The sequence below is a fragment of the Anaerosporobacter sp. genome, from assembly GCF_965301125.1.
Window position 1 is genome coordinate 31,007 of sequence record NZ_CBDLAM010000006.1, and the last position, 15,260, is coordinate 46,266.

At 34.0% G+C, this 15,260-nt stretch carries 11 protein-coding genes and 1 tRNA gene; 8 read left to right on the forward strand and 4 right to left on the reverse strand.

The window, feature by feature from the left end; all coding sequences use genetic code 11:
• Together ACW2QF_RS01355 and ACW2QF_RS01360 are read left to right on the forward strand one after the other, a co-directional pair.
• Positions 1-604, forward strand: a 604-nt coding sequence (locus ACW2QF_RS01355) for a SagB/ThcOx family dehydrogenase (protein WP_455714194.1), incomplete at its 5' end; no start/stop codon positions are given.
• Between the two features lie 223 nt (positions 605-827).
• Complete coding sequence (locus ACW2QF_RS01360; RefSeq protein WP_455714195.1) at positions 828-2,165, forward strand: MATE family efflux transporter; 1,338 nt, start codon at positions 828-830, stop codon at positions 2,163-2,165.
• An 89-nt stretch (positions 2,166-2,254) separates the two neighbouring features.
• Here ACW2QF_RS01360 and ACW2QF_RS01365 read toward each other — a convergent pair whose 3' ends face one another.
• Entirely contained in the window at positions 2,255-3,952 is a 1,698-nt protein-coding gene (locus tag ACW2QF_RS01365) for an oleate hydratase (RefSeq protein ID WP_455714196.1), read from the reverse strand.
• A gap of 361 nt (positions 3,953-4,313) precedes the next feature.
• Positions 4,314-4,883, reverse strand: a complete 570-nt coding sequence (locus ACW2QF_RS01370) for a TetR-like C-terminal domain-containing protein (RefSeq protein ID WP_455714197.1) — start codon at positions 4,881-4,883, stop codon at positions 4,314-4,316.
• Between the two features lie 474 nt (positions 4,884-5,357).
• On the opposite strand from ACW2QF_RS01370, the gene clpB reads away from it, so the two are divergent.
• Positions 5,358-7,946 (forward strand): ATP-dependent chaperone ClpB, encoded by a 2,589-nt coding sequence (gene clpB, locus ACW2QF_RS01375; RefSeq protein ID WP_455714198.1) that lies wholly within the window; start codon positions 5,358-5,360, stop codon positions 7,944-7,946.
• Between the two features lie 181 nt (positions 7,947-8,127).
• Positions 8,128-9,000 (forward strand): MerR family transcriptional regulator, encoded by an 873-nt coding sequence (locus ACW2QF_RS01380; protein ID WP_455714199.1) that lies wholly within the window; start codon positions 8,128-8,130, stop codon positions 8,998-9,000.
• 98 nt (positions 9,001-9,098) lie between these two features.
• Here ACW2QF_RS01380 and ACW2QF_RS01385 read toward each other — a convergent pair whose 3' ends face one another.
• Complete coding sequence (locus ACW2QF_RS01385) at positions 9,099-9,620, reverse strand: STM3941 family protein (RefSeq protein ID WP_455714200.1); 522 nt, start codon at positions 9,618-9,620, stop codon at positions 9,099-9,101.
• A 181-nt stretch (positions 9,621-9,801) separates the two neighbouring features.
• Here ACW2QF_RS01385 and ACW2QF_RS01390 point away from each other — a divergent pair, with 181 nt between their 5' ends.
• From ACW2QF_RS01390 to ACW2QF_RS01405, 4 genes are all read left to right on the forward strand, one after another.
• Positions 9,802-11,796, forward strand: coding sequence for a S8 family serine peptidase (locus ACW2QF_RS01390; protein ID WP_455714201.1), 1,995 nt, complete (start codon positions 9,802-9,804; stop codon positions 11,794-11,796).
• 558 nt (positions 11,797-12,354) lie between these two features.
• Positions 12,355-12,462: a diguanylate cyclase domain-containing protein gene (locus tag ACW2QF_RS01395; RefSeq protein ID WP_455714202.1), complete on the forward strand. Its 108-nt coding sequence runs from the start codon at positions 12,355-12,357 to the stop codon at positions 12,460-12,462.
• A 1-nt stretch (position 12,463) separates the two neighbouring features.
• Positions 12,464-12,736: a diguanylate cyclase domain-containing protein gene (locus ACW2QF_RS01400; RefSeq protein WP_455714203.1), complete on the forward strand. Its 273-nt coding sequence runs from the start codon at positions 12,464-12,466 to the stop codon at positions 12,734-12,736.
• A 474-nt stretch (positions 12,737-13,210) separates the two neighbouring features.
• Positions 13,211-14,656: a methyl-accepting chemotaxis protein gene (locus ACW2QF_RS01405; protein ID WP_455714204.1), complete on the forward strand. Its 1,446-nt coding sequence runs from the start codon at positions 13,211-13,213 to the stop codon at positions 14,654-14,656.
• A gap of 419 nt (positions 14,657-15,075) precedes the next feature.
• Here the strand turns inward: ACW2QF_RS01405 and ACW2QF_RS01410 are convergent.
• Positions 15,076-15,146: transfer RNA gene (locus ACW2QF_RS01410), tRNA-Cys, on the reverse strand.
• Between the last annotated feature and the right edge of the window lie 114 nt (positions 15,147-15,260).

Genomic DNA, 15,260 nt, shown 5'->3' on the forward strand with positions numbered 1-15,260 from the left:
AAATAATAATTTATATCAACTACATACAAATACAAACTCACATAGAAAATATGATGAAGAAGCTATCTCATTAGAAGAACTCTCTTTCTTACTATATGCTACGCAAGGAGTTAAAGATGTTCTAAAAGATAAAACGGTAACTCTTCGAAATGTACCATCTGGCGGCGCTATCCATCCTTTTGAAACATATATCTATGCCAATAACGTAAGTGGACTAGAAGAAGGACTCTATCATTATCTTCCTATAGAACATGAATTAGAGCAGCTTACCCTTATAGACTTTTTTAAAGAAACAATAGCAGAAGCTTTTCTAGGACAAACATTCCTAACAGAAGCGCCTGTCGCATTTTACTGGAGTATCATACCATACCGTTGTGAGTGGAAATACGCTTCAAAGGCACACCGGGTTGCTCTTATGGATTTGGGCTGTGTCTGTCAAACATTGTACCTTGCTGCAGAATCTATATCATGTGGAACTTGTATGGTGGGTGCTTATGATCAAGAAATGGCTGACAGCTTATTTGGATTTGACACTACACCTGGTGAAAAGAAAGATGCAGAGTTTTTACTTGGCGGTGCTGGAGTAGGGCGCAGGCCGCAATAAGAACTACTTGCATTTGTTTTTGTTATATGCTAATATAACTGACGGAATATTTCTGATGATAAAAATCATCAGCATATGACTTTATACAACTAAAATATAATAAAATCGCTTTTTAGAGGCTATATATTTTTCTGTTTCTGATACAAACAGACAAGTATATAGCCTTTTTAGTGAAAAACAGTAAGTACTTTATGAAATTATATTATTAATAAGGAGGAATTCAATGAATTCAAAACAGGAACAAATGAAAAGCAAACCTATATTCCCGCTGCTTGTATCCATGGCAATTCCTATGATGTTTTCTATGCTGATCCAATCATTGTATAACATTGTTGACAGTATGTTTGTTGCTAGACTAGGTAATGATGCATTAACAGCCGTTTCCCTTGTCTATCCATTACAAAACTTGGTAATTGCGATCGCAGTAGGGTTTGGTATCGGTGTTAGCTCATGTATCTCAATTAATTTAGGTAGCAATAAAGTGGAGCGTGCCAGTCAGGCAGCTTCAGTCGGTATTGTACTTAGCATTGTACACTCCATACTTTTCGTTATCTTTGGTTTAGTTGTAACGAAACCATTCTTACGTATGTTTACAAGTAATGATTCCATTATCGATATGGGTTCAAAATATGGATATATTGTACTTTGTCTTGCATTTGGAGCTCTTATACAAGTATGTATCGAGAAAATCTTCCAAGCACTAGGGGAAATGAGAGTTACTATGATAGTTCTTGCCGCTGGGGCAATTATCAATATTATTCTTGATCCAATCTTAATCTTTGGTAAATTCGGTTTTCCTGCAATGGGAGTAACAGGTGCTGCTATTGCAACAGTAATTGGTCAAATAAGTGGATTAATTCTATATATAGTTATACTTGCCTACAAGAAAATTCCTTTAAATTTATCCTTACGTAATGTTCACCTTGATAAACATCTAATTAAACAACTCTACAGCGTAGGGATTCCATCAAGTATTATGATGTCACTTCCTTCATTATTAGTAAGTGTTCTTAATAGCTTTTTGGTTAAGTTCTCAGATATCCATGTATCGGTATTAGGTATCTACAATAAACTACAAACGTTTATTTATCTTCCTGGCAACGGCATTGTTCAAGGTATGCGCCCAATTTTAGGCTATAATTACGGAGCAAAACAAACAGATAGGCTTCATAAGACATTAAAAATAAGTCTTCTTTTCGTCGCAACCATTATGCTTATAGGAACTGTATTATTCTTAGTTATACCACAGCAAATCCTTGGCTTATTCAATGCTGATGCTGCAATGTTGGAAATTGGTGTACCAGCCCTTCGAATCATCTGTCTTGGATTTTTAATCTCTACATTTGGTATTATCTATTCAGGCGCTTTCGAAGCATTAGGGTTTGGTATTCAATCTTTAGTAATATCCTTACTACGCCAATTAATAATTACCATACCGTTATGCATTATCCTCACTAAGTTCATAGGCGCAACGGGTATCTGGGCATCCTTTCCGATATCAGAAGCCATAGCAGCAATCGTTGCAATCATACTTATGAGAAAAACTTTAAAAAATATTTAGAAATCCCAAGAAGTTGAATACCTATGACATATATTTCATACTCGTCATAGGTGCACAGCTTCTTGGGATTGTTTTTTCCTGGATATTTCTTATTTTAAGAACTGAGATAATTCACTTTTTTGAAGCAACTGATTTAGTGTTAATTGCCCGACTGGGATTTTTTCAAGACCAAGACAAGTTTTAGCTGCATTGATCAATACTCTTATATCGTACCATGCTGGATATACTGGCTCAACTTTCTTTTCTAAATCAAGCAAACCATAGACTGCCATCATTGCAGTTCTTATCGAATATTCTACCGTAAATACACAATCATGTTCTACCTCGGCAAATTGTCCAAGGAAAGCAAAATTTTGACTTCCTTGTGGTATAACATGAGGACGGTCTCCCGCTAATCTTGGCATAAATTGAGCTGTAATATATGGCATCATAGCTGGTATTACATTAATTGTCGTCTTCAAGATCTCTGGTATCTGATCTTTCAATCCCATATGATATAATAATTCTTCAAACATCTCTTGACCTGTACATTCTGAATATGTCTTCTTAACATAATCTCCTTCTACATCCATACGAAGTGCATAAGCCCATAGAACTTGAATATTATCTGGCTGGTTGATAAAATGAGGGTGTTTTGGCACAACCCAACTCATTAGCCAACTTGAATCTTTAATGGTAACAAGTCCATTCATACCGGTGGGATTTTTCGTTAACTTCTCTAAATAAGGAAAAACAATCTCATCATCCTTTAATGTTATAGTGAAACTCATCCATTTTGTTTTATCAATATCGGAACAGAATTTTTCTGGATGTCCGAAATCTTTTGACTTTTTAGATAGTTTTTCCCACACACTAAAACAGCCCTTATTCTCCGAGTGATTGATAACTGCAGTTTCATGTAAGCTACCTCTTGTGGTATTCTCAGTCATAGAACCATTCGTAAACATTACTAAATCTTCTTTACCCACTTCTTGCTTTCGCTGTGTTCCATTATTCTCATAATAAATACAAGTTGCTGTTTTCTCATCTCCTTTGAAATCAAAGTCAATATCTGTGACTACACAGCCATAATGGAAGTTTACTTCTCTCTCCTCTAACCATTTAATAAGTGGTAATATTAAAGAATCAAATTGATTATATTCTGTATGTAATATTCCTTCTAAACGATTCATTCCACCAATTAGGTGCATAAAACGTTCCATATATCGTTTTACTTCTACAACACTGTGCCATGGTTCGAACGCAAACATTGTTTCCCAGAAGTACCAAAAGTTTGTCTCCAAGAAGTCAGGCGAGAAGAATTCTTCAATGGTAGTCTCCCCTAATGCTTCCTCTGTCGTCATTGCCAACTTTGCTAGCACCATTGCATCTTCTTTAGATAGCCCTAAGGAAGAAAAGTCAGCTGGTATCCCTTGGTTCTCAACAATACGACAATTTGATAAGATTGGTTCATCAATATTCAATTGATGAAATTCATCTAATACCGTCACATTCGGATCTTTAATTGATGGAATGAAACTATATAGCTCACTAAAACATTCAAAATGTGCTTCAATCTCTCTACCACCACGTGCTGTATATCCTTCTTTCCACTCACCAGCACCGTCCATAGAACCTCCAACTCGGTCTAGTTGTTCAAAAATGTGGATGTTCTCCCCTGGCATATGACCATCACGAATTAAGAAAGCTGCAGCGGCTAATGAACCAATTCCTCCTCCTAACAAATAAGCATGCCTAGATTCCACATTAGCTGGTTTTTTCGTATTAATCTTTTCATAATTATACATATACATAACTCCTTTATAATTGATAGTTTGTAACTCAAACTTCGCACTTGAAGATTTCGAGGAGTAGGTAACTGCTATATTCAACGAAAAACCCGCTCTCGCTTAGCTTCACACGTAGCAGTACTAAGATTTCGCGTTGCGAAATCAAGTGCTGACGTGTTCAGATAGTTTTTCTTATGAATATAGCAGTTACCTACTCTAAATGAAGTCTTGTATGTGCGAAGTTTGAGTTCGTAACACTTTCGTTAATTAGTTTGTTACTATCTTCAGTATAAAAGAGTGCAATTTCGCAAACAATGAACACTACATTCATAATGTACAAGAATTACACACTTATTATCATTTGTGTAATTCTTGTATTTTAGAGGTATTTTTTATTTAGTTTATTCATAGTATGTATAATATTGCCGCTTAATAAGCGTTCAATACGGTCAGCCATTTGCTTCGGAGATTCCTTTAGGTTTTGTTTTAACCATGAAACAAATACCCCCACCAATGCGTTAGCATAGAAATCTGCACATTCTCTTTTCTCTTCTTCATTCACCTTCATATCCTCTGCTATTTCACTAATAATTGCATCAAGTAAATGCAAGAAAGTCCGATATAAGAAATCCTCTAGATAATCACGCCCCAATGAATGAAAGGTATTCAAACATATAATTCTGTTATCATACGTGTATTCCATTACTAACATTAATCCTTGTCTCCAACTTTGCAAATTGCAATATTGGTCAATGTCTTCTATAACTTCCTTTTCATATAACCATTCTAATAATTCGTAAATATCACCAAAATGGTTATAGAATGTATGTCTTGTCACCCTACAATCATCTGTAATTTCTTGAATATGAATATGATTGATTGGCTTTGTAAGCATTAACTTCTTAAGAGATTTAGCCATAGCCAATTCTGTTATATAAGCTGTTGACATTTAAATTCCTTCTTTTGATCTTATTTCATCTATTGACATCTCATAGAGCAGCCCACCGCAGCGTAAACACTCGCTTCCACTAAACATTTTAATTACTCCACACCCTCTACATTTCTCCACACTAACTCTCCCCCTTCTTATAATGAATACCATGCCTATCTTCTTGCAATATTTTACCACATCCTTACTTCTGATTAAAGTCTACTCTTTAAATCCATACATAACCTGATAATAATTTCCTATTTTTATTAATAAACTTAATAAAAAATAAATCAGGCATGTTTACCTGTATCTTGGTACAAAATATGTATTACAAAGTAATCTAAAAATTTTTGTAAATTTCTTATTGCATTTTAAAATTATAGGTGTTATATTAGTTATAGAACAAATGAATGTTTTTAAATTTCCTTTGTTAACAATAGAAATTACTTAGAGTACTTTCTATTGTATTGGATTAGAAAAGGAGGAATTACAATGAATATAAATAAATTTACACAAAAATCAATGGAAACAGTCCAAAACTGCGAAAAACTTGCTTATGATTATGGACATCAAGAAATAGACCAAGAACATTTCCTATATAGTCTACTTACAATAGATGATAGCTTAATTAAAAAACTACTTGAAAAAATGGATATTAATACAGATGTCTTTGAAGCACAAGTTAGAGGCCTTCTAGAAAAGAGACCAAAAGTTAGTGGGAACGTTCAAGTGTATATCAGCAACGGACTAAACAAAGTATTAATCTATGCTGAGAATGAAGCAAAAGCTATGGGCGATGAATACGTTTCTGTGGAGCATCTCTTCCTAAGCTTATTAAAACAACCAAATCGAGAAATTAAGGATTTATTAAAAGAATTTGGTATCACTCGTGATAAGTTTCTTCAAGCACTTTCAAGTGTAAGAGGTAATAAGAAAGTTACCAGCGATACACCAGAAGATACCTATGATACTCTTAATAAATACGGTTATGATCTCGTAGAACGTGCCAAAGAACAAAAATTAGACCCTGTCATTGGACGTGATAGTGAGATCCGTAATGTAATTCGTATCTTATCCCGTAAGACAAAGAACAATCCAGTTCTTATAGGTGAGCCTGGAGTTGGTAAAACAGCCGTAGTTGAAGGGTTAGCACAACGTATTGTACGTGGTGATGTTCCTCAAGCACTAAAAAATAAACGCCTATTCGCTCTTGATATGGGTTCGTTAGTAGCTGGTGCTAAGTATCGTGGTGAATTTGAAGAACGTTTGAAAGCAGTCCTTGAAGAAGTTAAAAATAGTGATGGACAGATTATTCTTTTCATCGATGAACTTCATACCATAGTTGGTGCTGGTAAAACAGAAGGTTCTATGGATGCTGGTAATATGTTAAAACCTATGCTTGCTAGAGGCGAGTTACACTGTATCGGTGCTACTACTCTTAATGAATATCGTATGTATATCGAGAAGGATGCAGCCCTTGAACGTCGTTTCCAACCAGTCATGGTAGATGAACCTACTGTGGAAGATACCATTTCTATTCTAAGAGGTTTGAAAGAACGCTATGAAGTTTTCCATGGTGTTAAGATTACCGATGCCGCATTAGTATCTGCTGCCACTTTAGCCGATCGATATATTACAGATCGTTTCTTACCTGATAAGGCAATTGACCTTGTGGATGAAGCTTGTGCCTTAATTAAGACAGAACTTGATTCCCTGCCTACAGAACTTGATGATGTACAAAGACGTATTATGCAGATGGAAATCGAGGAAGCTGCTCTTAAGAAAGAAACCGACCGACTAAGTATGGAACGTCTTGACAGCTTACAAAAAGAATTAGCGGAACTACGTGAAGAATTCGCAAGCAAGAAGGCAATCTGGGATAATGAAAAAGCTTCTGTTGAGAAGGTTCAGAAACTAAAAGAAGAATACGAAGCACTTAAGAATGAAATCGAGGTTGCTAAACGTAATTATGATTTAAACCGTGCTGCCGAACTTCAGTATGGTCAACTTCCTGCACTAGAAAGACAACTAGAGGAAGAAGAAAACAGAGTAAAATCACAGGAGCACACTCTTATTCATGAGAATGTATCCGATGAAGAGATTGCTCGTATCATCTCTAGATGGACCGGAATTCCTGTAGCGAAGTTAACAGAGAGTGAACGTAACAAGACACTCCACCTTGAAGACGAACTTCATAAGAGAGTCATAGGTCAAGATGAAGGTGTTACCAAGGTTTCTGAAGCCATCTTACGTTCCAAAGCTGGTATTAAAGACCCAACGAAACCAATCGGATCCTTCCTATTTCTTGGACCTACTGGAGTAGGTAAAACAGAACTTGCAAAAGCACTTGCTGCTGGACTATTCGACAATGAACAGAATATGGTTCGTATTGATATGAGTGAATACATGGAGAAATACTCCGTATCTAGATTAATCGGCGCACCTCCGGGATATGTTGGATATGATGAAGGAGGTCAGTTAACAGAAGCTGTTAGACGTAAACCTTACTCCGTAATCCTATTTGATGAAATTGAAAAAGCTCACCCAGATGTATTTAATGTATTATTACAAGTACTTGATGATGGCCGAATTACAGACTCCCAAGGACGTACCGTTGACTTCAAGAATACAATTATAATCTTAACTTCTAATATTGGATCTAGTTATCTATTAGAAGGAATTGATAACAATGGTGATATCAATCCGCAAAGTGCTAACATGGTTATGGAGGATTTACGAGCACATTTCCGTCCAGAATTCCTTAACAGACTTGATGAGATTATTATGTTCAAACCATTAACCAAAGATAATATTCGTAACATTATTGACCTTCTCATCAAAGATCTTAATAAACGACTTGAGGACAAAGAACTTCATCTTGAACTTACAGATTCTGCTATCAACTTCATAGCAGAAGAAGCTTACGATCCTTTATATGGCGCAAGACCATTAAAACGTTATTTACAAAAATATGTAGAAACACTTACTGCTAAGTTAATTCTAAGTGACGCTGTACATCAGACAGATACGATTTTAGTAGATGTGAAAAATGGTGAGTTAACGGCTACAAAGAAATCCTAATATAATGCCTATCCTGTGTGAAGTGCACCAGACGGGATAGGCATTTTGTTTTTCTTAATTGGTTGAAAAATATTGACTCTCACGTTACGTGATAATGTATAATAAACCTAAAGAAGCAATATAAACTCAATGCCGGCAAGATTTATATTCCTTCTTCATTACTTTTCAGGAGTGGATTATAATGAAAACTATAAGTCAAATTGCAGAATTAACAGGTATTAGCGTCCGCACACTACAATACTATGATGAGATCAATTTGCTTGCTCCAAGTGCTCTTACTGAAGCAGGATATCGTCTTTATGATGAAACTACATTAGAGAAAATACATCAAATTCTATTTTTCAAAGAACTTGACTTTAAATTAAATGACATTCGCGAAATACTTGTAAATCCCAATTTTGATAAAATAGAAGCATATAAACAACAAAAGAAACTTATATGCTTAAAGCGGGATAGGCTAGATCGACTAATCACTCTCCTTGAAAAGCTTGAGAAAGGAGAACCTTGTATGGGTTTTAAAGAATTTGATTTGACAAATTATATTACCGCATTAGAAGAATTTAAGAAGAATCACATGGATGATGTAATTAAACATTGGGGAAGCCTTGACAACTTCATTCTATTTATACAGAAAGTAAAAGACGACGAAACCAATGTAGCAAGACTGGCTATCAAGGAGTATGGCAGTATCGAAAAGTATACCAAATCCATGAAATACAATATAGAACACTTCTCAGAAATAATGGAACAGCAACTGACACCTACTGAAAACATGATTTTACAGAAATATCATAATATACGCTTAAAATTAACTTCTGATATGGAGAAAAACATCACTTCCGATGAAATCCAGACTATTGTCCATGAACTAGTTACGTTTACGCAAGAAGAAGCGCTAAGTTCAAAACCAGGAAAAGGTTACTGGGATATGGTTATAGAAAGCTATTCCAACGATATTTGCAAGGCAGTAACTGATACAAAATATGGGACAGGAGCCGCAAGCTATATATCCAAAGCCTTGCAATACTATTTTACCAACAACTCTACAAAGTAGATTTAGATCCATTTGATAACATCTAAAAACTCTCCTAGGATATTCCCTAGGAGAGTTTTTATCGTTAACCATGTTTTAATACGTGTGTTATATATAATTTATTTCCTACCCTCTATATATGCCTCAAATATATCATTTAATTCCTCATAGATTTCACGCCCTGCCTTCCCCTCTACACTCTCGACACGTAGTAGAATTGGTGGGAATTTGTTTGCTAGATTACTTTTTATAGCTTTTTGTTTCACTGGTGGTAACGTCTCTAAGAATGCATCTATATCTGTCAGATATATTCCTATTGTTTCTTTGCCCAGTATCTTACCTATAACAATTTCCTTAATATCATCATAACAGACAAATCCTACTGAGGTAGCTGTAGACGTATCCTCCACTCCATTTTCTTTAATAATAAAAAGAGGCTTTTTCCTTATCACCCTTATTAATTGTACCAATGTACAAGCTCCAAAAAAGAGGACACCTAATCCTCCCATTATGATAAAGAGTAGATCTTTTTCTATGATTCCCATATACAAAAGAACTCCGGCTGCTACTGTCATTAAAAATGCTTGTACTAAAAGTTTATATGCTAGTTTTTTATTTTCAAATATAATAACGTCTTTCATCTATACTCCAATCTATATTAAAACTAAATAATCTAAATATATGTATTTTTAGTATAATTAATTATTTTATCACATTAATTTAATAATTCATAGATATAGTATTGTGTAATTTAATTCCATATTATACAATACTTAGTGAAATACAAAAAATTCTAACTCCATATTAGAAAGGACAATGTATATGAAATTAAAAAAAATATGTACAAGTTCAATACTCTGCCTTAGCCTGATGGTAAGTGCAATACCGTATAACAGCCTATCTACTGTAAGTGCAAAAACCATAGACTCCGACCTGGCATTAAGTGAAATAACTACAGATATATCCGATTATTCAAACAGAGAAATTATTGTTACATACAAAGAATCTGTCAATTCAGACCAAACATATCGTACACTAGCTAAAGATTCTTCAACCCGAGTAGAAGAGATAGATGAAAATCAATTTTTAGTAACTGCAAAAGATGACAGTACATTAAAGGAAAAACTAACAGAGTACTCCAAGGATCCTAATGTAGAATATCTACAACCTAACTATACCTACCGTTTACTTAACCAAACAAGTGAACCTGATTACAGTAAACAATGGTGGACACGCAATAACGGTACCTTTACATATAACACTTACTTTGACTACCCTATAGATACTTCTAGTACTAAGTATTTACGATATTCCCAATATGATGTTACTGCTACTTCAGGTATTGATATCAACATTGAGCCTGCATGGTCATTATTCTCAAATGGCCGCGCTGTTACCATAGCAATTGTAGATACAGGTATTGATATTAATCACCCTGATTTACAAGATGTTATTTACACCAATACCGCTGAGATTCCAGGTGATAAGGTTGATAATGATGGTAATGGTTACGTTGATGATGTTAACGGTTGGAACTTTATTGAAAAAAATAATGATGTGACTGACTATGATAGCTCTAGTGAAGAGAATGATCATGGAACCCACTGTGCTGGTATTATTGGCGCTAGTGCCAATGGAACAGGCATTGCAGGAGTTGCATCTAATACTAATGTATCCATTCTGCCTGTTAAGGTATTAGGTGGAGAAGATGGATATGGAACTACTTTCGATATTGTAACTGGTATCAAATATGCGGAAAAGATGGGGGCCCAAATCTGTAACTTAAGTCTTGGTTATGAAGCAACTACATCTTCTGTCGATTCGCTCCTTAAGAAAACAATAGCAAATTCAAATATGGTATTTGTTATTGCCTCTGGTAATGGTGATCGTAATTATAATGCTGTGAATAATGATATTACTCCAACCTACCCTGCTTCCTATGATTGCAGTAACATAATATCCGTAGCAAATATAACGTGTACTGGTATATTAAATTCTAGCTCCAATTATGGTCTTAAGAGTGTGGATATCGCCGCTCCAGGTACTTGTATCTATAGTACCATAGCAGATAACTCCTATGACTATTTCACAGGAACATCAATGAGTGCACCAATGGTAGCTGCTGGCCTTGCAGAAGTTTACTCTTACTACACAGATATCTCTATGCTCCAAGCATCGAAGATTCTACTATCAACAGCTAAGCCCATATCTGCATTAAATGGTAAAGTGTCAACAGGCGGTATGTTAGATGTATATGGTGCATTAACTTGTGACCGCGATACAATATTGTCTGATAAGAATGCACCGACTATTAACACTACTGTCACTACCTTATCAGGCACTTACAAGAAAAATCTACATATAACAGTTCGTGATGAAGAGAATAACCTTACCAAGGTATGTTATGCCGAAGGTGAAAAAACAGCATCCTATTTTGCAGGCGGTAGTAATGGAACTCCATTAACACTTTCAGGTAATATGGGCAGTATATCAAAAATAGCTACTAGTACCACTTATACAATCTATGCAATAGATAGCTATGGCAATGAGTCCGTGCAAGTGGTCTCAGTAACAGTTAAGGTTCCTAAAAAGATTACCTTATCATCTACTAAAAAGACACTTAAAGTAGGTAAAACCTTCACTTTAAAAGCTGTACCTAATGTAAAATGTTCTGTTAAGTTTACTAGCTCAAATAAATCAGTAGCTAAAGTTAACTCTAAGGGAGTCGTAACTGCCAAGAAACGAGGTAGCTGCAAGATAACCGCTACTACAGATAATGGCGTAAAAGCTTCTTGTAAAGTAACAGTTAAGAAATAATTGCAACATAATAACACATCAGAGAGCCTGCCTTGTAGTATTAATTAGTACTATAAATAGCAGGTTCTTTGTTTTATTTATTTACAAATATGTTAAAGTATGCTATATTGTATCCACAGTATTTATAGTCCAAAAGCACTATTTTTGTTAAATGATTGAGGTGCGATTATGAAGAAACTATATATCATGTCAATTAACGAAATCCTTATAACAACACTCTTACTAGTTTTTACAAGCCTACTACTATATATAACAAATCCATACTCTTCATCTTTGAAATTCTAATTTTGTTAGTACAAGTTTGTTATCATATCACCAATACGCGAGTGAATACGAAATTGCAGTTAGAAAAAGAAAAATATATTACTGTTTTGAAATAATCCCACGAATCCATTCTATGTTTCAAGCAATAATATATCTGGAAAATATGTTTGGTTTGAGATTATTGGTATTACGCTGTATAAAACAATATTCCCATAACTGTAGTTATAACCACAACAGATATTGATAAACAACAAAAGGAGTATGAGAAATTAAAACAAATTGCATTCTTTTTGTATGATTGACATCGATAACTTCAAATTGCTTAATGATAACTTAGTACATACTTTTGGAGATGCTGTATTAATAGAATTCAGTACTAAATTAAATAATTTATTATCTTGAGATGATTTGGTTTCCGAATCGGAGGAGTGAATTTACCCTATTCTTAAGAGACATACCATCTATGGTTTATGCCAAGAATATATCTAAGAAAATCTGTTCCCTATTCAAAGACTTATTATTAGGAGAAATCAAACCATTTGATATCTCTGGAAGCATTGGAATTTCCATGCCTCCAAACCATGGTTCTAATTTTGATGAACAAATTGCTGTGCCAGATATCGCCTTATACCATACCAAAGATTTAGGTAAAGACTGCTATTGCCGATTCCATTAACTATACAGGTTACATATATGCCACCATCAGAAAAGATACAAAACAACTATAAAAACATGAAAGTGATACATTATCCTTTATTTCCAAGATAATAGGTGGCTATATAAGAAATATCTTTATATAGCAAAAGAACTCAATATGAAGATTATCTCTGATGGAGTAGAAACAAAAGAGCAAGCAGATTTCTTAAAATCAATTGGTTACGTATATTGAAAAGGTTATCTATTCGCTAGACCAATGCCAGCTAAGGATTATATCAAAAGTACCTACTGTGGTAAAGATTACAAATTAACAAAACTATATATACTTAATAACAAATTCAGTTTATTATTAAGTATATACCTAAATTATCCTTTATATTTACAAATTTTTAATTTTATTATCTAAATATATTGAAATATATATATAATAGTATACAATATAAATAGAAGATTATTTAATATAATTACTTATATTTACTTTGGAGGATACCTAATGGAACGAATAAATCGTAATAGTAAATTAATTCTGCTCTATGTGATCCTATTGGATATTGTCTTAACTTTTTTTGCAATCTTGGAGTGGAATCAAAATGATAATACTATTCTTATATGCTGGACTGGTGGAGCATCAGCTATAACAATACTAATATTATTAATCACTTACCGTAAATTATCAGATACCTGGATATATAAATGGCTACTTGGTGGTTCCTTTGCAATAATATTCATGGGTTATTGGTTATTGACTAACCATTCCATGGGAATTGCTGTAGCATTTGCTGCAAGTTGCACAATTATATTACAGAGTAATTTAGCATTTTCTTATTTTATTATCACGTTGTTATCTGTTTATGGCTGTATTGTATCCATTATTCGTTTAACTCTTGGCAATAGAACATTATTTAACGTTGTTATGGAAGTATCAACAATCCTAATTTTTTCAATTTTATGGCTACTAATTAACCGTGAGAAGACAAAGACTACGAGGAAAGATGAACTTCTCATTAATGAAATTCAACAAAGACAAGATGATCAACTCCATACATTGACTCATACGTCTATGATTTTGGATAATCTAATTAATGCTGCAAACGAAATATCTGCTGACTTAAAAACTAAGATGAACCTCTCTGCTGAAGCGATTGAACAAATATCCCAACGTTCTATCGATGCCGAAATAGATATTCAATATCAAGCAGAATTATCAGAACAAATAAGTGATATAATCACGGAGTTACAAACCATAACCGATACAATTCAATCTAATGTGAATCGATCCGTAGATACCACAGAAGTTGGAAAAAAACAAATTAGTAAACTTACAAGCTATTCACAACATGTTATAAGTGTAAATAATTCTGTTTGTGAGGATATGAAGGCACTCAAAGATAATATATCTAGTATTCAATCAATTATACTAACGATTTCGGATATTTCTACACAAACCAATTCACTAGCTCTTAATGCCTCAATAGAAGCGTCCAAGGCAGGTGATGCTGGAAAAGGATTTGCCGTTGTCGCAGATGAAATACGTGTTCTTTCTGATGTTAGTAACATCGCAACTCAAGAAATCGAATCCGTCCTTCATCAGTTAGTAACTAACATCGAAAAAACTTCTGCTTCCGTAACAGATACAGTTGAGAATATAAAGCAAGAAAATTACTATATTCAATGTGTAAATCAAGGATTCGAAGACATTCATAATATGTTATACATTACAAAAAACAGTGTCGAAAGCTTAGAAGAGAAATGTAATGATTTAACCATTGCTAATAGCAGTATGATGGAGCATATTGACAATGTATCTACTGCACGTAAAGAAGTAGTTGCACAATCAGAATCTACGGCAACAATACAAAGAGAAGGTATAGACTACTCTGCTAGAATTGTTGATTCTCTCGATAAAATGAAAGAAACTGCACAATCTCTTATAGATTAAACATAAATAATTTTAGAGTACTGAAAAGTTATATAAAAATATAAGAACAAAGGTAGAGACAATTTCGTTAGTCTCTACCTTTTGTTTTAACATTCTCTTTACACTGCTTTGTTCCATTACAGCTATAATACCCTGCTTAATCCCATACGATGTAGTTGTAAAAACAATATGCTAATAATCTTTTTCTCTCCCATTCTAGGGCTTACTGCACATAATCCTGGCCTTCCTATATAAACATAGTACTTACTTTAAAACACCATATATTTTTTTTATCTGGCTTGCAGCCCGTTTATACTTTACGTATCAGCAAGGTTTAGCTAAATGTGGCTTTCCAAAATACAATAATAAATTTTTATATTTTTCTTAAAATCTAAATAAAAAAACTCTAAACCTTAATCAGATTTAGAGTTCTTAAAGAGAGGCGACAATCAGATTTGAACTGATGATCAGGGTGTTGCAGACCCATGCCTTACCACTTGGCTATGTCGCCATATTTAATTTACTTTACTATTATATTATACTAGAATCAAATATATTCGTCAATTCTAAATTAATATAATGAATGACTCCAAGGGGATTTGAACCCCTGTTACCGCCGTGAAAG